The sequence below is a fragment of the Priestia sp. P1_B12_1 genome (assembly GCF_056406695.1).
This window is the reverse complement of sequence record NZ_JBFTZR010000013.1, coordinates 1-20,382: the sequence shown is the minus strand read 5'-3', so window position 1 is coordinate 20,382 and position 20,382 is coordinate 1. Positions and strand designations below refer to the sequence as shown.

General features: G+C 34.3%; 18 protein-coding genes and 1 pseudogene. 12 read left to right on the top strand and 7 right to left on the bottom strand.

The window, feature by feature from the left end; translation table 11 throughout:
• Positions 1 to 131: 131 nt before the first annotated feature.
• Both AC1D0Y_RS25030 and AC1D0Y_RS25025 read right to left on the bottom strand, forming a co-directional pair.
• On the bottom strand, positions 132 to 518 hold the full coding sequence (locus tag AC1D0Y_RS25030; protein WP_477708054.1) for a retropepsin-like aspartic protease: 387 nt from the start codon (positions 516 to 518) through the stop codon (positions 132 to 134).
• A complete protein-coding gene (locus tag AC1D0Y_RS25025; protein ID WP_477708053.1) occupies positions 515 to 775 on the bottom strand; it encodes a hypothetical protein in 261 nt (86 codons plus the stop codon). Before AC1D0Y_RS25025 ends, AC1D0Y_RS25030 begins: the two co-directional genes overlap by 4 nt.
• 160 nt (positions 776 to 935) lie before the next feature.
• Between AC1D0Y_RS25025 and AC1D0Y_RS25020 the strand changes: the two are divergent.
• The 8 genes and pseudogenes from AC1D0Y_RS25020 to AC1D0Y_RS24985 form a co-directional block, all read left to right on the top strand.
• A pseudogene (locus AC1D0Y_RS25020) lies at positions 936 to 1,203 on the top strand (DDE-type integrase/transposase/recombinase); the annotation flags it as partial.
• Positions 1,204 to 1,393: 190 nt separating this feature from the next.
• Positions 1,394 to 2,362: a carbohydrate ABC transporter permease gene (locus AC1D0Y_RS25015; RefSeq protein WP_477708052.1), complete on the top strand. Its 969-nt coding sequence runs from the start codon at positions 1,394 to 1,396 to the stop codon at positions 2,360 to 2,362.
• Positions 2,362 to 3,189, top strand: coding sequence for a carbohydrate ABC transporter permease (locus AC1D0Y_RS25010; RefSeq protein ID WP_047932919.1), 828 nt, complete (start codon positions 2,362 to 2,364; stop codon positions 3,187 to 3,189). The genes AC1D0Y_RS25015 and AC1D0Y_RS25010 overlap by 1 nt, the downstream gene beginning before the upstream one ends.
• Before the next feature lie 86 nt (positions 3,190 to 3,275).
• The gene (locus tag AC1D0Y_RS25005) at positions 3,276 to 4,568 is read left to right on the top strand and encodes an ABC transporter substrate-binding protein (protein ID WP_477708051.1); all 1,293 of its coding nucleotides are present in this window, start codon (positions 3,276 to 3,278) and stop codon (positions 4,566 to 4,568) included.
• 166 nt (positions 4,569 to 4,734) lie between these two features.
• A complete protein-coding gene (locus AC1D0Y_RS25000; protein WP_477708050.1) occupies positions 4,735 to 5,460 on the top strand; it encodes a ThuA domain-containing protein in 726 nt (241 codons plus the stop codon).
• 22 nt (positions 5,461 to 5,482) lie between these two features.
• Entirely contained in the window at positions 5,483 to 6,535 is a 1,053-nt protein-coding gene (locus AC1D0Y_RS24995) for a Gfo/Idh/MocA family protein (RefSeq protein ID WP_477708049.1), read from the top strand.
• A 266-nt stretch (positions 6,536 to 6,801) separates the two neighbouring features.
• Positions 6,802 to 7,941: an ABC transporter ATP-binding protein gene (locus tag AC1D0Y_RS24990; protein ID WP_477708048.1), complete on the top strand. Its 1,140-nt coding sequence runs from the start codon at positions 6,802 to 6,804 to the stop codon at positions 7,939 to 7,941.
• An 85-nt stretch (positions 7,942 to 8,026) separates the two neighbouring features.
• Positions 8,027 to 8,284 carry an HPr family phosphocarrier protein gene (locus tag AC1D0Y_RS24985; protein ID WP_477708047.1) on the top strand — a complete coding sequence of 86 codons (258 nt, stop codon included), beginning with the start codon at positions 8,027 to 8,029 and terminating at the stop codon, positions 8,282 to 8,284.
• Between the two features lie 771 nt (positions 8,285 to 9,055).
• Here AC1D0Y_RS24985 and AC1D0Y_RS24980 read toward each other — a convergent pair.
• Together AC1D0Y_RS24980 and AC1D0Y_RS24975 are read right to left on the bottom strand one after the other, a co-directional pair.
• Positions 9,056 to 9,910, bottom strand: coding sequence for a CheR family methyltransferase (locus AC1D0Y_RS24980; protein WP_477708046.1), 855 nt, complete (start codon positions 9,908 to 9,910; stop codon positions 9,056 to 9,058).
• A 19-nt stretch (positions 9,911 to 9,929) separates the two neighbouring features.
• Positions 9,930 to 12,671 (bottom strand): CHASE3 domain-containing protein, encoded by a 2,742-nt coding sequence (locus tag AC1D0Y_RS24975; RefSeq protein WP_477708045.1) that lies wholly within the window; start codon positions 12,669 to 12,671, stop codon positions 9,930 to 9,932.
• A gap of 570 nt (positions 12,672 to 13,241) precedes the next feature.
• Here AC1D0Y_RS24975 and AC1D0Y_RS24970 point away from each other — a divergent pair.
• Positions 13,242 to 13,742, top strand: coding sequence for a general stress protein (locus tag AC1D0Y_RS24970; RefSeq protein WP_477708044.1), 501 nt, complete (start codon positions 13,242 to 13,244; stop codon positions 13,740 to 13,742).
• Positions 13,743 to 14,052: 310 nt separating this feature from the next.
• On the opposite strand, the gene AC1D0Y_RS24965 is transcribed toward AC1D0Y_RS24970, so the two are convergent.
• Positions 14,053 to 15,060: a DUF3231 family protein gene (locus tag AC1D0Y_RS24965; RefSeq protein WP_477708043.1), complete on the bottom strand. Its 1,008-nt coding sequence runs from the start codon at positions 15,058 to 15,060 to the stop codon at positions 14,053 to 14,055.
• Between the two features lie 370 nt (positions 15,061 to 15,430).
• On the opposite strand from AC1D0Y_RS24965, the gene AC1D0Y_RS24960 reads away from it, so the two are divergent.
• Positions 15,431 to 16,264, top strand: coding sequence for an STAS domain-containing protein (locus tag AC1D0Y_RS24960; protein ID WP_477708042.1), 834 nt, complete (start codon positions 15,431 to 15,433; stop codon positions 16,262 to 16,264).
• A 212-nt stretch (positions 16,265 to 16,476) separates the two neighbouring features.
• Here AC1D0Y_RS24960 and AC1D0Y_RS24955 read toward each other — a convergent pair whose 3' ends face one another.
• On the bottom strand, positions 16,477 to 16,953 hold the full coding sequence (locus AC1D0Y_RS24955; RefSeq protein WP_477708041.1) for a hypothetical protein: 477 nt from the start codon (positions 16,951 to 16,953) through the stop codon (positions 16,477 to 16,479).
• A 360-nt stretch (positions 16,954 to 17,313) separates the two neighbouring features.
• Between AC1D0Y_RS24955 and AC1D0Y_RS24950 the strand changes: the two genes are divergently transcribed.
• Positions 17,314 to 17,526 carry an alpha/beta-type small acid-soluble spore protein gene (locus AC1D0Y_RS24950; protein WP_328246559.1) on the top strand — a complete coding sequence of 71 codons (213 nt, stop codon included), beginning with the start codon at positions 17,314 to 17,316 and terminating at the stop codon, positions 17,524 to 17,526.
• Between the two features lie 131 nt (positions 17,527 to 17,657).
• Here AC1D0Y_RS24950 and AC1D0Y_RS24945 read toward each other — a convergent pair whose 3' ends face one another.
• Positions 17,658 to 18,674 (bottom strand): DUF3231 family protein, encoded by a 1,017-nt coding sequence (locus AC1D0Y_RS24945; RefSeq protein ID WP_477708040.1) that lies wholly within the window; start codon positions 18,672 to 18,674, stop codon positions 17,658 to 17,660.
• A 342-nt stretch (positions 18,675 to 19,016) separates the two neighbouring features.
• On the opposite strand from AC1D0Y_RS24945, the gene AC1D0Y_RS24940 reads away from it, so the two are divergent.
• On the top strand, positions 19,017 to 19,688 hold the full coding sequence (locus AC1D0Y_RS24940; protein ID WP_477708039.1) for a DUF421 domain-containing protein: 672 nt from the start codon (positions 19,017 to 19,019) through the stop codon (positions 19,686 to 19,688).
• The last annotated feature ends 694 nt before the right edge of the window (positions 19,689 to 20,382 follow it).

The following is a 20,382-nucleotide window of genomic DNA, read 5'->3' as shown; positions in this document are numbered from 1 at the left end:
GTGGTCTTGGAAAAGAAAACAACTCCCCTACTATAAGGGGAGTTGTTTTCTAGTTACTTTATATCCACTTATCAGATCAAATGCTTATTGTATTTATTGATGGCTCGTTATAAGTACCGTAGATTATCTAACTATACTTTACTATGAAGGGAATGATTCTCTAGATCAATAATAGCTTTGGTTTTTAATAAAAAATCAAGACCAATAATGCCATCTAACTCAAATCCATAATTCATAGCGCCGATTTCAGTTTCAAATTCGTTTACTATCAATGAGTCGATACTTATTTCATCAAGGGTTTTAGAATAAACAAACTCAGAACCTCCTACGCCTCGAACACGATAAATAGTATCATCTTCTTCAGGGATGATACCAATTGTACTTGCTTTATCTGTTGAAATAATTGTTCCTCCAGATCCTGTATCAATCAAAACTCGATCTAGCTTTAAAGTCTTCCCCTTGTGTGTAATTTTAATGGAAGACAAAAGCAATCCATCTTCTATCTTCAACGAGATCATATCCTACGTACTCCTGACCATGTTTTTTCAATAATCTTTGGTTGCTCACGGTTTGTATGTAAAACGTACAATTCGCGAGAAGGGTTTTCCTTATGCAAGTCTTGATAATCTTTCATAGCTGCAGTTGACTCTGGATATTTGTCAATAGGCGTAATTTTCTCAAGAATTCGTTCATTTTTCTCATTTGTGTACGCTTGAATAGCTTCAATAAGTACCCACTGATTTGGAAAAGCTTTTTGAACATCTTCCCATTTCATATTAAACACCTCATTTTTTAGTTCATTTCATTTTATTATATTATATCATTTCTTTTTCCTGTCTAGCATATCCTGCATCCTTATGTTATTCAACAAATTTATAATAAAGCATTTGAAAGGTTAATTGTGAAAATTAATTCTGATATTTTTCATTGCAACAATTCAAGAGTTAAAGAATGAAAAAAAGATACCTATAGGCATCCAACCAAGGCAAATGAAATATCTCAATAATATCGTAGAACAAGACCATCGTTTTATTAAAAAGCGAGTTCGCTCAATGCTAGGATTGAAAGCTTTTTGAACAGCAAAAGCCATTATTTCTGGAATAGAAACAATGCATATACTGAAAAGGACAACTACACCTAGGGGTGAAGTCTGTCCAAAGTGAAATTGAATTCCCACATAAATTATTTGGAGTAGCATCGTAACTCATAGACTAAAAGAATATTGAAGCTTATATTTCTACCAAAGTAATATTTGCACCAGAATCCATAAAACTAATGATTTTATGTCAGGGGATACTTTCCACAAGATCAATATTTTCCACCCTATAAGTCAATGTAAGCAGTTTCATAAATACTTTAACCCGTTAAAATAATACATAGGAGGTGCAATTACATGAATAGCCATAGTAAATTGCAAGACATAGAGGTAGGTTCTGTAGGCAAACAGAAGATGCTGAAAGAGAAATCATTATTTAATATTAAAAATCAGAAAAATTTGAAATCTCTAGGTTTATTCACTTTATTTGTAGGACCAGCTTTGCTAGCTTTTACTATCATTGTCTTAATTCCATTTTTTACGGGAGTATATTATGCCTTTACAGATTGGAATGGAGTAAACGGAACGATCAATTGGGTTGGGCTAGATAACTTTAAATACTTGTTTACAGAGGATAAGCAGTTTCAACAGTCGTTTTGGATTACAACTAAATATACAGCAGTAGCTATTATTTTAACGAATATTGTAGGTTTCATCTTGGCCTTGCTTGTAACAAAGATGCTAAAAACACGGAATATGTTACGCACGGTCTTTTTTATGCCGAACTTAATTGGCGGACTTTTACTAGGCTTTGTCTGGCAATTTATTTTTGTGAAAGGTTTTGCATCTATTGGACAGATAACAGGAATTTCTCTTTTTGAACTTCCTTGGCTTGGAGATGCAAAAACAGCTTTTTGGGGAATTGTCATCGTGAGTGTATGGCAAGGTGCAGGTTATATTATGCTTATTTATACAGCTGCTCTACAAAATGTACCTCAGGAATTGATTGAGGCGGCTAAAATTGATGGAGCCAACAGATGGCAGATCCTTCGTCACATTACGATGCCGATGGTTGCCCCGGCGGTAACCGTTTGTTTATTCTTAACGATTTCTTGGTCATTTAAAGTCTTTGATGTCAACCTATCACTCACAAACGGTGGTCCATTTAAATCAACAGAAATGTTAGCGCTTAATATTTATACAGAAGCATTCGTGAATAACCGATACGGTCTTGGAGAAGCAAAAGCATTAATCTTTTTCCTCGTAGTAGCAGCTATTACCATCATCCAAGTAACTTACACAAAGAAGAAGGAGGTCGAATCATAATGGGAAATCGATATACAGGAAGAACGTTTATTGTTGAAATAATGGCCATTGTGCTTGGCCTTGTCTTTTTAGTTCCGTTTTATTATTTAGTCTCAAACTCATTGAAGCCATTCGCAGAGATACTATCCAATACATCAGCTTTACCATCTGTATTACAATTTCAAAACTATGTCAATGCCTATCATCAAATGAATTTCTTAAAAGTATTCTCAAATTCATTACTTATTACTGTAGTTAGTAATATCGTTCTTGTTTTCTTTTGTTCGATGGCTGCATACATGCTTGTTCGAACTAAAAAGAAAATTAGCAATATCATTTTTATGATGTTTGTCGCAGCGATGGTTATTCCCTTTCAATCTATTATGATCCCTTTAGTTAAAGTGACAGGGAGTCTAGGGATGTTAAATAGTGTCTGGGGCTTGGTCATCATGTATTTAGGATTTGGGTCAGGCATGACAATCTTCTTATACCACGGTTTTATCAAGGGAATTCCAGTGGAACTTGAAGAAGCAGCTATCATTGACGGCTGTTCAAGACTAGGCGTATTCTGGAGAATTGTATTTCCATTACTGAAACCAATTACAGTCACTGTGGTTATCTTAAACAGTTTATGGATTTGGAATGACTTTTTATTACCATCCCTTGTCCTTCAAGATCCAGAACTAAGAACGATTCCATTAGCAACATTCTTCTTCTTTGGTCAATATACAAAGCAGTGGGATTTAGCATTGGCAGCTTTAATGCTCAGTATTATTCCATTATTAATCTTTTTCTTTGCCATGCAAAAACATATTGTAAAAGGAATTACAAGTGGGTCTATTAAGTAATCTGTCTAGGTTACACTCTCTATTGCTTGTCTCATAAGTAAGAATGCGCCGTAGAGATATCTAAATAAAAAGTGGAGGTAATAAAAATGTCTTTTAAAATCAAAAAATTCCCCCTAGCAGCAGGTATACTATCTGCATCTCTTCTCTTGTCAACTGCATGTTCGAACGAGAGTGCATCCGGGAATAAAGCTAGCAATAATGGTAAAGGCGAAAAAGTAGTGGTTGACATCTTTCAAGTTAAAGTTGAAATTGCTGATCAGTTAAAAGCCCTAACAGACCAATATTCAAAGGAACATCCAAATGTAACCTTTAATGTTGAATCAGTAGGTGGGGGAGCCGATGGTGCTTCAGCATTAAAAGCTAAATTTGCGTCAGGCAATCCACCTGATCTCTTTACAAATGGAGGTTATCAAGAAGCTCAAACATGGAAAAGTAAACTAGAAGATCTATCAGATCAACCTTGGGTAAAAGATGCTTATGAGAGTGCATTAATTCCAATGACAATAGATGGTAAGGTTTATGGACAACCAGCTAACCTTGAGGGGTATGGATTTACATATAATAAAGAATTATTTAAAAAAGCAGGTATTAAAGAATTACCAAAAACACTTTCAGAGCTAGAAGCAGCAGCTAAAAAGCTAAAGGCTGCTGGCATTACACCTTTCTCAGTGGGATATGGCGAATGGTGGGTATTAGGACAACATGGTATTAATATTCCATTTGCCTACCAAAAAGATTCAAATGCATTCGTTAAAGGGTTAAATGACGGTACGACTAAAATAGAAGGAAACAAAGAATTCAAACAATATCTTAAGCTATTAGATTTGACTGTTAAATATGGAAATAAAGGCTCATTGACAACAGATTATAATACACAGGTAACAAAGTTCGCGAACGGCGAGGCTGCTATGATTCAGCAAGGGAACTGGATTCAACCTATGCTTGATAAACTTAATCCAAACATGAAGCTAGGAATTCTGCCAATGCCTCTTAGTGATAATAAAGCAGAAACAGACAAGCTAGCTATTGACGTACCTAATAGCTGGGTCATTTATAACAAATCACCTGAGGCTGATAAAAAAGCAGCAAAAGACTTCCTAAATTGGATGGTTACATCCGACGAAGGTAAACGAGCACTAGTAGAAGATTTTAAATATGTTCCAGCCTTTAAAACAATAGACGCAAAAGGCATAGGACCATTAGGTGATGAAATTATGAAGTATTCAAACGATGGGAAAACCCTCCCTTGGGAATGGATGAAGTTCCCGGATGGTGTGAAACAGGAATTCGGTGCAAACCTCCAAGAGTATATTGGCGGTCAAAAATCTAAAGAAGACGTTTTAAAAGCTATGGATAATAGTTGGGCTCAATTAAAGTAAGAATATTAAGTAAGTAAAGGGATTATCAAATTTCAAAATGAGAATAAAAGAAAATGATTAACTTATTAATTATGTTATAGATAGTTATAAATTTAAATGAACTTTCCTCTTCTACCTATTAGCAAGTAGAAGAGGTTATTTTAAGAAAATAAAAGGAGTTTTTATGATGATAAACGTAACGGTATGGAATGAAAATCGACATGAACAAAAAAATCCAGTTGTAAGAGACATTTACCCTGAAGGTATTCACGGTGCGATTGCAGGATTTTTACAAGAAGCAGGATTTAATGCGAAAACAGCCACATTAGATGAAGTCGAGCATGGTTTAACAGATGTTGTATTAGAAGAAACAGATGTGCTAATTTGGTGGGGACATTTAGCTCATGATGAAGTAGACGACGTAGTCGTTAAAAAAGTACAGCAACGTGTGTTAGATGGAATGGGATTAATTGTCCTGCATTCGGGTCATTTCTCTAAAATTTTCAAAACATTAATGGGCACAAGCTGTGATTTAAAGTGGCGCGAAGCAGATGAAAAAGAGCGTCTTTGGGTAACAGATCCTAGTCATCCAATTGTAGAAGGGATTTCAGAATATATCGAGCTAGAACGTGAAGAGATGTATGGAGAACATTTTGATATTCCGGCCCCGGATGAATTAATCTTTACAAGTTGGTTCGAAGGCGGCGAAGTTTTCCGCAGTGGTTGTACATATAAACGAGGAAATGGGAAAGTCTTTTATTTTAGACCAGGACATGAAACGTATCCAACGTATCACAATAAAGATATTCAACGTGTCATTATGAATGGTGTTAAATGGGCACAGCCAGTTGACAGAAAACGTCCTATATACGGAAACGCAACACCACTTGAACGAATTGCAGTGAAAAATTAAGGGAAACAAGGGGAGAATGAATATGAAAACAGTAAAAGTAGGAATTATCGGTTGTGGAAGTATCGCTCAACATCGTCATTTGCCAGAATATAAAATGAATAAAGAAGTAGAAATTGTGGCAGTTTGCGATATAAACGAACAGCGTGCCCTTGAAGTTGCTGAGCAGTATGGTGCAAAAGCATATATCAATTATGAGGAATTACTCACAAGTAGTACGGTGGATGCCGTAAGTGTTTGTACACCGAACTATTTACACGCACCTATTTCAATTGCAGCTTTAAACAATGATGTTCATGTATTGTGTGAAAAGCCAATGGCTACATCAAAAGAAGAATCCCAGGCTATGATCCAAGCATCAAAAGAAAGTGGTAAGAAGCTCATGATTGGTCACAATCAACGCTTTGTTTCCTCTCATCAAAAAGCACGTAAGCTCATTGAGAGTGGGGAAATTGGAAGAATATACAGTTTCCGCACCACATTTGGTCACGGCGGTCCTGAACAATGGAGTGTAGATGGAAAAGAGAGCTGGTTCTTCAAAAAGGATGAAGCATTTATTGGAGCGATGGGAGATTTAGGCGTTCACAAGACAGATTTACTTCGTTATCTTCTTGGTGAAGAAATCGTGGAAGTCGGTGCATTTGTACAAACGAGTGCCAAAGATTTTGCGAATGTCGATGACAATGCAGTATGTATGTTAAAAACAGAAAGTGGTATTATTGGTACCCTTGCAGCAAGTTGGGCTTACGTAGGCAAAGAAGATAACTCCACTATTATTTATGGTGAAAAGGGAATTATTCGTTTAGAAGATCATCCAACATATTCTTTGATTATCCAATATGCTACGGGGGAAGTAGTCAATTATGAACTTGGCAAAATTCAATCGAATGATGAAGGCGGTCAAAGTAATACACATGTCATTGAAGAGTTTATATCGGCTATTTTAGAAGATAAAGAGCCTGCTGTTTCAGGAGAAGAAGGAGCAAAATCTTTATCTGTTATTCTAGCAGCTTTAGAATCGCATGAAACTAAACAAATCGTAAGTACTGTTTTAGAGATAAAAGAGCCAGCCATTTGAAAGTTGACCTCAGTCTAAATTCGATCAATATTAGAATCTATAATAGGAAAATAACATGAAATATTGAAGAAACGCTGTCACAAATGTGATGAGGAGATTAAAAAATACGTAATTTTTTAAAGTTAGTTGTGGTATGAATCGGATTTAAACATCTTTATTTTGAAAGGTGTGCTCGCTTTATATCACAACATTTTTTAAAACTTTAATTATCTAAAAATTCTAACAAATATCAGGCGTGAAAATTCTGTTCTACAAAGGAGAAAATGATGGCTGAATTAAACTTAAATCATATTTATAAAATTTACGATAAAGATGTAACAGCAGTGAAAGACTTTAACCTTCAGATTGAAGATAAAGAATTTATTGTCTTCGTTGGTCCATCTGGTTGTGGTAAGTCAACAACTCTTCGTATGATTGCAGGACTTGAAGAAATTTCAAAAGGTGATTTTTTTATCGATGGTAAACGTGTCAACGACATGGCGCCAAAAGATCGCGATATTGCAATGGTCTTCCAAAACTATGCGTTATATCCCCATATGAGCGTATATGACAATATGGCATTCGGTCTGAAATTACGTAAATTCCCCAAAGAGGAAATTGATCGTCGTGTACAAGAAGCAGCTCGTATCCTTGGTTTAGAACAATACTTAGAGCGTAAACCAAAGGCTCTTTCAGGTGGACAACGTCAACGTGTTGCTTTAGGTCGTGCGATTGTTCGCGATGCAAAAGTATTTTTAATGGATGAGCCTTTATCCAATTTAGATGCAAAATTGCGTGTCCAAATGCGTTCTGAAATTGCCAAATTACATCAACGCTTACAAACCACCACAATTTATGTTACGCATGATCAAACAGAAGCGATGACTATGGCAACACGTCTTGTTGTCATGAAAGATGGGATTGTCCAGCAAGTAGGTGCACCTAAAGAAGTCTACGATGAGCCTGCAAATGTATTTGTTGGAGGATTTATTGGTTCTCCTGCGATGAACTTCTTTACTGGTACCTTAAAAGAGGGGATCTTCCAAATGGGACCAGTACGTCTTGAAGTGCCGGAAGGAAAAATGAAAGTATTACGTGAGCAAGGATACAGAGGTGAAGAAATGATTTTAGGTGTTCGTCCAGAAGATTTCCATGATGAGCCAGTTTTCATTGATGCTTCGCCAAATACAACGGTAAATATTAAAGTAGAAGTGGCTGAATTAATGGGTGCTGAAATAATACTTTACTCACAAATTAATAATCAAAATTTTGTTTCACGCGTGGATGCTCGTACAGAAGTGAAAGCAGGTCAACAAATGAAGTTAGCTATAGACATGAACAAGATTCACTTCTTTGATAGTAAAACGGAGACTCGTATTCCTCTTCCTATGAAAACACATAAAAGAAGAGAAGCTGGGGTCTTATAATAAATGTATAAACTTTGGGAAATAAGTTCTTTACTGTAAATTAATACAACATATAAATAGATTACGAAGGGTAGGGTGAGGATCAATGATAGAAAAAAAGGTTATCGTACTTCTTCAACATGGCCTCCAAGCTCGATCTGGCGCTGAATTTGTAGGAAAAGCATCGTCTTTTAACAGTGACATTAATATCGTAAAAAATGGAAAAAAGGTAGTTGGGAAAAGTATTATGGGGGTTATGGCCTTAGCAGTTAGACAAGGAGAAGAAATTAACCTTACTATAGATGGAGACGACGAGCACCGCGCTATCGTAACTCTAGAAAAATTTCTATTGAACAAGGAATGAAAAGAGTTAACCTTCTTACTTACTATGTAAACAAGTGAAGCTGCACAGTAGGTAGCTAGTAAAAGATTAAGAGAAGAAATTAACTCTCATCTTGCCGTAAGGTGAAGGTATACAGTTCCTTGTCAACTTAAAAGAAGCCTTAGCTGCTTTTAGCAAAGGCTTTTTTTGACGAGTTTCTTCTATTAGAGAAAAGGTAAAAACTAACTTTTGAAAATCGATGTTTTATTAATCACGCTGGTTGACGACAAATAAGAAGTTTTTCTATAAAGCGAGTGATGTGGGGCTAGTAAAACATCATATTTTTGATTCAATAGCAAATGTATTTTGATCAAGAAAAGAAGAGATTAGAATGAAAATGTAATCATTGGGATTATCAAAGATAGAGATAAAACAATGTGTAGAGAAAATGAATAGAGAAGATATAGTACTAATTGCATTGAATGTAACATAGTTAGAATTTGAGCATACATATTCCTCAATAAAAGATGTACCTGTAGTAAGTAATTTTCACGCAGTAATGAGAATGTAGGTCAACTTTATAAGTCAATTAAGAACTATTAAGTAAGCGTCTTTTATTACCTATTCTCGCTTTAAACTACGTAAGGAATAAATAACCCTATATTTAATAAGCTTTGCACTCTCTGATTCACAAAAAATAAAATAAATTCTTCTCCTTCATTAATACAGAGGTTAACAACCAGTTTCTCAAATAGATACCTTATAAGCAAAATAAGAACGCAGAAGAACCTAATGGGTCATTCTGCGTTCTTGTTAATTTTTTTGGTAGATTTTTTCTTTTGGTACAAATTCAGTATAATCTGCCATTGTTTTTGTAAAGCATAAGGTCTCTTTATCACCTAATCCGAGAAAACCCTTTACCCCTAAACTTTCAAGAAACAATTGTTGTACCTGATTTTGCAATTCCGTTGTGAAATAAATAAGGACGTTACGGCAAATAATCACATGAAATTCATTAAAGGACTGATCCGTTACCAAATTATGTTGGGCAAAGATAATATTCTTTAATAAATCTGAATGGAAGTATGCATATAAATGATCGGTTTGATAGTATTCAGAAAAAGCGTGTGTTCCACCGGCTTGTAGATAGTTTTTTGTATAGGTCTTCATTTTGAGTAAGGAGAAAGCTCCTTGCTTCGCCTTTTTTAAAACCTCTTCATTCATATCTGTCGCATAAAGTATTGTCTTATCTAATAGCCCTTCTTCTTTTAATAAGATAGCCATCGAAAATACTTCTTCTCCGGTGGCACATCCCGCATGCCAAATGCGAATTTCAGGATACTCACGTAATATAGGTACCACTTTTGTTCTAAAGGCTTGGAAAAAACTTGGATCACGGAACATTTCTGTTACATTAATTGAGAAGTCATTTAACAATTGCTCTAGAACGCCTTCTTCATGAATGACTTTCTCAAGTAAACGAGAAATCGTTGGAATTCGATCGATTTTCATTCGGTTATGAATTCTACGATAAATAGAGGACCTGGCATATTGTCGAAAGTCAAAACTAGATAACTGATAAATCGTATTAAGCAATAAATCAAGTTCTAAATCTGTCTTCCTATCTAGGATTACTTCATGATCTATGTCTAGCTGCTTGTTATTCATTGTGTTCATACCCCACTTACTATACTAGCCATACACGCATTACGGAAAAGAGTTGATTCAAATCTAATGGCTTACTGATATAGTCAGAAGCCCCTGCTTCTAAGCATTTTTCACGATCTTTCTTCATTGCTTTTGCTGTTAAAGCGATAATCGGTACGTCTGTTACATGTAAGTCTTTTCGAAGTTTTTGCATCGCTTCATAGCCGTCCATTTGTGGCATCATAATATCCATTAAAATAAGATCAATTTGTTCATTAGTTTGCATAATTTCAAGACATTCAATTCCATTCTCAGCCGTTATGATGGTCATACCCTGCTTAGCTAACGCTGCTTTTAAAGCGAAAATATTGCGTTGGTCATCGTCAACAATTAACACGCGTTTCCCATGGAATACATTTTCTTCGTTCTGTTTAGCAAAATTAGATTCATCAAGCTGACTATCTGCTTCTACTTCTATTTCTGCCATAATAGAGGCAGCTACTTCTTCATATGCAACATTCAATTTTTCATAATCTACTAAGCCATTTAAAAGGCTAGGAAGATAAAGACTAAACGTACTTCCTTTTCCAACTTTACTGCTTACTGTAATCCATCCACCTAGTAGTTTTGCAAATTCGTGGCAAATAGATAAACCAAGGCCTGTACCTCCATATTTACGAACTGTGGCCCCATCACCTTGTTGGAACGCTTCAAAAATAAGACCATGTTTCTCTTTTGGGATACCAATCCCTGTATCTGCGACTGAAACTTCCAACCAACAATCCGTATCAATTCTACGCATCATATTAGTGACATGTTTCTCATTTACTCGCTTAATATGAACTGTAACAGAACCAGCCTCTGTAAATTTAAATGCATTAGACAATAAATTCTTTATAATTTGTTGAAATCGCTTTTCATCAGTATGAAAGAGGTCAGGTACGTCATTTGCTTTTATAATATCGAACTTTACCTTTTTCTGATTTGCAATGTGGGCGAAATTACGTTCTAGTTGAGTCGAGAGTTCGCTTAGGTTCATTTCGCCTAATAAAACATCTAATTTTCCAGCCTCTACTTTTGATAAGTCTAAAATATCATTAATTAATGCCAATAGATCTTTCCCTGATGAATGAATGATGCGAGCATATTCTTCCTCATCATCGGATAAAATTTTAGCTAGATTTTCTGCCAACATTTCAGAAAGTATCAAAATACTATTTAGTGGTGTCCGTAATTCATGTGACATATTGGCAAGAAACTCCGATTTATAACTTGAACTAAGCATAAGCTCTTCTGCTTTTGCTTCTAGATCACGTTTTGCTATTTCTAATTCTTTTGCTTTTCCTTCTGCATCTCTTGTTCGGTCTTCTAATTGTTCATTAATGGTACGTAACTCTTCAGACTGCATTTGCAATTCTTCGGATTGAGTTTGTAGTTCCTCTGATTGGGCTTGCAGTTCTTCTGTCATCGCTTGGGATTCTTTTAGTAATTGAGCGATTTCCATACGTGTCATAACACTATTGATGGTTAAACCAAAGGTTTCAAGCACCTGATTAATAAGCTCTTGTTGCAGAACGGTAAATGTAGTTAATGAAGCCAACTCCATTACCGCAATCACTTCATCTTCAAATAAGATAGGTGCAATTAAAATACTATGAGGTGGAACTTCTCCTAAACCCGAAGTAATAAGACGATAATTAGTAGGAATATCATTTATAACACGCAATCGTTTTTCAAAAGCACATTGCCCAATTAAACCTTGTCCTAGTGCGAAACTTTCTCTTCCTACTTCATGATCAGCTGAATCCGCAAAGGCAGCTTGCTTAGTAAATTGAATATCTTTTTCAATTTCTCGACGGATATAAAATGTACCAAATGAGGATTGGGTCATATTTGCAACAGTGGAAAGAAATCTTTCTGCCAAAGTATCAATGGATGAAATTCCTTGATACATAGTAACAACATCTGCAAGATTAGTTTGTACCCATTCCCTTTTTTCAACACTGTCTAAAAGTTCATTGGTAGCCAGACCAAGTTCTTTAATTTCATCGTTTGTGTTGACGACAATTCTACCTTTCACCTCTCCTTTAGAAGAGGCGATGCTCTTAATAGTTTGGGTAACCTCTTTAATGGTCCCTACGATAGATTTAGAAATAAACATTGCGAGTATAATTGAGAGCAAGGTAACGAGAAGAAATAGCCCATATATGGCTAATGCGATTGTACGATTTTGGTTATCTAATTGAGTAGCTCTCTTTTGTGTTAATTGCTTCTCAGTGGTAAGAAACGTATCAAATTGTTTCCGCATCTTATTCATATCTTGGTGACCAGGGTCTACTTTAAAGAATTCCTGAAGCTCTTTTGTTTTATTTTCCTTTTTTAATAAGACAGTTGGTTCACCAGCTGTTTGGATCCAGTGCTCAATGGTTACTTTGATTTCTTTTAGCTTTTCTTGTTGGTTTGGATTATCTGATAATAAGTTATAAAGCCGGTTATAATCATTTCCCCATTTTGCTTTTGCGCTATTATAAGGTTCTAAGTAGCTTGACTCTCCTGTAATCATAAATCCTCGCTGTCCCGTTTCCATGTCCAATAAATGTTTTTCAATTTGATTAGTAAGATCGTGGACTTCAATATCATGATTAATAATATAATTTCGATCTTTTTGGAGAGAGGCAACTTGATTTTTCAAAATAGTGAAAGACAAAAGTAAACACAAAATAACTATTAAATAGCCACAAGTAATTTTAAATCCTAGCCCTATTTTCATTTTTTTTCTCATTAGATTTCCTACTTTCAACTATTAAATTATTTTAAAAGAAAAATAAGAATTTAATCATCCTCTCTCTATCATTTTTTATTAAATTTAATTGATATTGCTTTTTTAGACTATGTTTATTATACATAAAAGTGTTCAATTAAGGCTTGTTTTTCAGTCTATAACTTATATATAAAACCCTTATATTCACCTATATTAGCTTTCTCCTATTGAATACGAAAAAGTCTATTCATCATAGTAGCCTAACTTAGTGTCTAATAAATATTGGAGTTACCACTGTCTAGTAGATAGGGGTAAAAAAGCAACTCTAAGCAGCCTGGAGTGACCCCTGTCAAATAAACAGTCTTAAGAAAGCTACCTATGCAGCCTGAGTTCTATACTGATAAGGACTCAAGTTGTTTAATTTTTTCTTTAACCGTTGAGGATGCATTAAATCATATTTAACTTAACGCAAAAAAAGATAATCTATTCATTGAAAGTTTTTTAGTCTTGCTCTATCTATAGTAGTGATTATGATAAGTAGAAATTTTAACATTTATACCTAGGGAACATGAATAAAAGAAATAGGAGGAGATGAAAATAAAACGAAATGCAAAGAGAGTTATAGGGGTGTACAAGTCAGAGCAAGAAGCCATTGCAGCTGTAGAAGGTCTTGAAAATCAAGGATACGCTACAGGTGACATCTCCATCATCGGGCAAGACAGTAGAGAGATAGATAGAGTGACAGAAAAAATAGATACCGAAGTGGTGGATGGAATTACAACAAGTGTCTTAACTGGTGGGGCTCTAAGTGGGCTAACAGATTTATTGGCAGGAGCTGTTGCATTTGCTATTCCAGGAATAGGGCCTATTGTTGCTGCAGGACCAATTGCAGCCGTGTTAACAGGCACTGTAACGGGCGCGGGAGTAGGAGGTTTAGCAGGAGCACTTGTCGAAATAGGTCTTCCTAAAGGTGAAGCTGAATACTATGGTCACTCAGTTAAAGAAGGAAATATCTTAGTACTTGTTGATGAAAAAGAGCAGTTTGTTAAAAATAGAGAGCAAAATCCACCTCTATCCAGAAGATTTCTTTAAATTTGAATAAAAAAATTTATAAAAAGAGCTCTCTAATAGATGAGGATTAGAGAGCTCTTTTTATGATGATGATAAGTTGCTGTTTATTTAGTTTTATTAGAATTTTTTCATATTACTTTACCCATTTGCCCAAAGTTGAAACATAAAATATGATTATTTTATAAATTTTATTTCACTGCTAATAAATTATATTTTGGTAACTGATTCTGCAAATGATCTAGCTTTTAAATTAACGTAATTTAAAAAGGATGGAGATTTTAAGTTGACGCTTTTGGAGCTGATTCTTAAATTAGAACCCTTTATTCTTTATTCATGTATTTGCTAGTTTGTCGCGATCTTCGGAAAGAGGTGGCTCTTCTAGCCAAGCATTATTTATCATAATATTGGCACCGTCTTCTGCATATTTAGCTATTTCCGCAGATAGACGAACATAATGGATAGATAAATCTTTCCTTGTACTTGTAGCCATCGCAGTGCCATAAAAGCCTATACTAAGACCAGTTAAAGCTGTAGTCATAAACATCATCAATTTGTCTGAAAAAGGAGCAATTTTTGAACTTGTTATCTCGTTATCCCACGTCATAGGAACAGGCAAATCATTATCTTTTAATACAGAACCAAACACCTCTGTATGCTTACGTGCAATTTCTTTTCCGCGAACCATAAATTTTCCTACTTCCTTGGATTGAGCTACTTGACTGAAGCCTATCATTACTGCTTTCCCTAATGCATTCCTTTGTAAATTTATAAATAGATGTGTAATTTCAATTGCTGATAAAGGTCTTTTGTCACCAAACCAACCAGACATAAACGTTTGATCCTTAACAAGGTTCACTTCTTGCACATGATTCAAGTATGGAGAACGGATAAATAAACCTTTTGACAATAATAAATTCTTAGTTAAGCTATCAAATTCACTGAGTTCATGAATACACTCTGAAAAGTAAGCGTCTATATCCGCACGTGCAGATACCGTCTTCGCAACGGCATAAAAATTAAGAGCCATTGTCCCCATACTATAGCTTATGTACAACATAAAGCTATCTGAAAACAGCCTTGGAGCAGAGGTGTTAACGTCTTCATTTGTAACGAATCCCTGTGGTACAGGATATTTTTCTTCATGAAAGATGGTAGTTAGTTTTTGTAAATGTTCTTCTGTTAATTTTAAACCCATCTCTAGAATAGATTTTACCTGGGTATCTTCTACTACTTTTGAAAAATAGGTAAATAAACAATGACACATGCTACTATTCATATAAGACGACCAAAGTTGTGCAATTTCAGAAGCGCTCAATTTTACATTATGTTCGGTTCCCATTCACTTATCTCCTTACAGATTTAGTCTTCTTTTAGTATGTGAAACTAACCTGTAAGTATTCTTGAAAGCGTTTATCCTCATTTTTTATAAAAAGTCCTCACAGTACACAGATACCTTTTTATGCGAATAAAATGGCATACTGCAAGCATATTACTTTGAATAAATTTATTTATTACTAAAAAAATATCTCATGATAGCAACTGGAAAAAACTATAGAGTATATAGCCTTTAATTGCATAATGTACCTCGGAAAATTTAGTATAAAATATATAAAAACTCTTTTCTCGCTGTTAGCTTAATTTATACCGTATAATATAAATTATTATTAAATAGAGAATCAATATTAGGGATAAAAGGGGGGATGAAATCCATGAAAGATGAATTGCTTTATATAGGACAGAAAATCATCGAAAATAAAGAAGCGTTAGCCAGGAATTTCTCTGATCTTGTAGATTCGGAATATAAACATAAGCTTATTCACCGAGAAGCATATGAAATTTTAGAATGGCGAGCAGAAATCATAGGGTATTTAGGAGAAGCTTTGTTCGAGGAAAAATCACTAGTTTCTCAAAAAGTAACAAGATGGGCTATGGATATAGGAAAAGTAGCTGTTGAGAATGGAGTTTCTTTAAGTCAGGCTCTAAAGTCGGTAACATTGTTTCGTACTGTTATATGGGATGTCTTTACAGAAGAACTCCAACAAAGAACATTTGCGCCTATTACTATGCTAGATGTGAGTAAAATAATCGATCCTTTTATTGATCAAATTAATCATATCTTCGTTGACATTTTCGAAGCTTATAATAGTGAGAAAATGAAATTGGCTTACACAGCTCTAGAAGAGTTATCGGTTCCCATGGTCCCTCTTGCTAAAGGAATAGCTGTTATGCCTATCGTTGGCCAAATTGATACAAATCGTGCTCAACTCATTATAGAAACTGCTTTAACAAAAAGTGCCCAGCTTCAATTACATTATTTAATATTTGATATTTCAGGAGTTCTTATCGTAGATACCATGGTAGCAAATAATATCTTTCAAATTGTGAAAGCTCTACAGCTGATTGGCACAAAAACGATGATAACAGGAATACGTCCAGAAATTGCTCAAACAATGGTTAGTTTAGGTATTGAGTTTAGATCTATAAAAACCAGAGCAACCTTAGAACAGGCTCTAGAAGAAATAGGGTTTCGTAAACTAGATTAATTTTTATATCTTTTTTACACTAGAGAAGTGGTTCTGGTTTTTTATAGTAAAGATTTACTTTCAAGTAGAGATTCATACGTCATTAGATCACTCAACAGGATGAATGAAAAAATTAAGAGGGTTAACTTCTTGATTCTTAAGAAGTTAATCCTTATTTACAATCTACACAAAGCGTCTTAAAAAAACTTTAATTCAACTAATATAATGTATCTTTAGTGCTTTCTTGATAATGATTTCTCCTCTATTTTACACACGAATTTATAGTATCCTAATATGGTTAGCAAAAGGAAAGGATCAATAACAGCTGAGTGCCATAAATTCCACCAACCATAGTGGAAGTAACCCCAAGGCTCAGGCAATAATGTCATCATTTCATAAAGCAAGATAGCCAGTATCCAAAAAATAAAGTAAAAGATCTTTTTACTAATTGATTGTCGAAAAGGGTACCAGTTCAGAAACATCATATTCACAGGTGGTAGTAACACCGTATGAACAAGGATTCCTTTCCAATCTTCCCCTTCTGTAAAATACCAGTATCCATGATATTTTAGATCTATAAAAACGTCGAAATTACTTTGAAGAGCGATTGTAAAAAACCAAATATGAAGAATTTGATTTCCTGTCAATCTTTTATTCATTTTAAACGCAATAAAGTTAAATAACACAATAACACTAATAAGACCTATCATACTGTTCATTTTCCTTTTTAAACCAATGTACCACATATTGTAAAAATAAGAAAATTAATTACTAAGAAAAAAACACCTTTTTATAAGGTGCTTACTATCTTGTTCAACTTTACGAGAGCCCTTGTATTATGGTTTGTTTAACAATGTGTTGTAGAATATGAGCACTGTGCCATCTTCAACTTCAATTAGGTGTTTTTTTCTAACAATTGAGGGAAAGTTCATGAGCTCCTATAAATTTTTCTGTTTTTTAAACATATCTTCACAAACTAAGCATCTTTTAAAGATAACTTCTCATCTTATGAATAAACCATTCTTTTTTTACACGTCTTAACGTTATAAACTATAAAGGAGTTGTTTATAATGGCAAACAATAAAAATAGYAACACAAACGAACTATTAGTATATGGTGCTCAACAAGCAATTGACCAAATGAAATATGARATYGCTAGTGAGTTTGGTGTCAATCTTGGTGCTGATACAACTGCCCGTGCAAATGGATCAGTAGGTGGAGAGATTACAAAACGYCTTGTRCAAATGGCGGAACAACAACTTGGTGGAAAAAATATCCGATAAGAAGATACTTCTGACTAAATGTGTAAGAAAAGGAGAAATGGAAATCCATTTCTCCTTTTTTCATTTTACATATTACTACTTTTCTGCTGATGTTTGGAACAGCTTGAGTAGTTTGTTTTACATATATAATTTTATTCTTTTTTCTGAGCAAGTTGTTCCTTATCTTTTGTACCAGGGGGTTGTTCCAACCATTCATGCTGAATCATGATATCAGCTCCAGCTTTTGCATATTTTCCAATTTCAAGCGACAGCCTTTCATAATTAACAACAAGATCACTTCGCTGACTTGCAGCTGCTGCAGTTGCATAGTTACCTGTTCCAGCTGCGCTCAAAAAGCTCATATGAAACATGGCTAGACGATCAGAGAAAACAGGTGTCGTTAAGTCACTAATGGCAATATCATGTGGTACAGGAGGTTGAATATGATTATCGAGAAGCGCTTGGGTAAAGATTTGTACATGTTTTTCTGAAATCTGGGCCCCTCTTAACATCCAATTTTGAATTTTTTCTCTTTGAGATGTCTGAGCGAAACTAAGGCTTAGCTTACTACCAATGATATTGGTTTGAATATTCATATATAAATGGGATATTTCAATGGCATTCAACGGACGTTCTTTACTAAAAAAAGAAAAGCCACTAAGATAACTTTTGCTGTCTACAGTATCCGGTTGAGTAGGGTAAGCAATATAAGGAGCTCGAACAAATAACCCTTTCGAAAGAGCGATATCTGAACTTCCATCATATAGATTGGAGGCCTCTTGGAGGCCTTCTTTAAAATATAATCGTATATCTTTTCGAGCACTCATGGATAGAAATCCACTAAATGCTAGCATCCCCACTTTTGCCATGTGATTAACATATGTAAGGATAAAGGTATCGGTGTACAGACGACCAGCATCCTTATTCACGTCGTGTTCATTTGTAAATCCTATAGGAAGAGGGATCTCTTCTGTTTGAAATAAAGCACGAAGTTTTTCTAAATGAACGGATGAAAGATCATAAGCCATTTGAACAATTGATTTAATTTCTTTATCTTCGATATGTTTTAAGAAATAACCAAGTATACATTTGGACATACTATCATTCAGATAGCCAGTCCACGTGCAGGCTATTTCAGAGGACGTGAGCTTTGTTTTATGTTCTGTCATGAGCAGTTTCCTCCAATTGATATTTTTGGTTGTCACTATATCATTTGCAGAAAACTGCTATTTTTATGCCTTTTAGGAGTATATTTAATCTGATTTAAGTTACTTTTGATTATTTTATATAATGCAACAACTATATTTTTTACCTCTGTAGTTTCTGATAGATCCATCATGGTAACTAAAAATCTATGGCTCTCAAAGTGTTAGATGTCTCCTGGGTAGTTTGCACGAGTTACTATTTATTGTTCGAATTCTCTTTATAAACATATAATGGATAGGTTTATTATTAACATTTCTAATACAAAATGATAGAGAAGAAAACTAACTATAAATAGGAGTGTCTTTATGTATAAAGATATGGCAATTGAACTTGTCGGGGGATTTATTGCCTTATTTATTATGTTGAAAATTTTAGGGAAAATAGAGTTTGCTCAGATAACTCCCTTTGATTTCATTACAGCTCTAGTTCTAGGGAATATCGTAGGAGATGCTGTAATGGAGAAAGAAGCAGGACTATGGGAAGTTCTGTGCAGTGTCTTCATTTGGGGAATTTTAATTTATATTGTCACTAAACTATCACAAAAATTTATAGGTCTTAGAGGCATGTTGGAAGGGAAACCAACAATGATCATATATAAAGGCGAGATACTTTATAAACAATTAAAAAAAGAGAATTTTGATTTAAATCAATTGCAACATCTTATGAGACAACAGGGTTTTTTCTCTTTATATGAGGCGGAATATGTAATTCTAGAAACAGATGGACAAATTAGTGTTGTTCCTAAACATAATTATGGACCCCCAACAAAAAAAGATTTGAATGTTCAATATAAAGAAACAAATTTGCCTATTGCTTTCATTATGGATGGAAGGGTAGCAATAAATAATCTTAAAGAAGCAGGATTTGATGAAGCATGGTTGAAAAGTCAATTGACGAAAAGACAGATTAAAAATTATGAAGATGTGTTTTACGCTGAATGGCAAAAAGAAAGGGGGTTAAGTGTAAGTGAATTTTAAAAGTAATTATAATTTTCTATTAAGATTCACATAGAATTGGCTAGTTTGACGATTATGCAAAAAATTATTTAATTTAAGCAAGTTACCTAATAAAGAATGAAAACATAGTATGGTACATTGCGTTAAGTAAATAATAAAGTATCTCGTTAAATTGATTAATTTTATTATTTACTCTATATGTCGACAAATTGAAGAAAAGCCCTCAAAATTAATTGAGGGCTTTTCTTACATGTGTGGTTGATCATAGCTGCTTTTAATAGTTGATAAAAGTGAAATATATACATGTACATATATAAAATATAGTATTAGGTTATAATTTGTCCAGTCAAAAGGTAAGCAAAATAAAAAGCTACCTCGCCTGAAATGCACCCCCATTTTTAGGTATTATGCTCTTTTTTAATTTGAAAGTGTTCATCTTTATCTTGTTTTATATGAAAACTTCAAACAGACGTATAGCTTTAGTTTACTATGGTACAAAATTTCTTAGAAAGGTTTAAATTTCACTCTAACTAACGACAAAATAAGAATTTTTCTACATTTTATATAAATATAAAAGCTTGATTTGGCAGATAAACTTGTACATATTTCATTCTACTAGAGTGGACTCAGATTTCTTAATACTGGCTCTATTTCTAAAGAAAGCCACAATAAGAAGCAAAAGAGGAACTATGACTGCAAAAGAGGAACTATGACT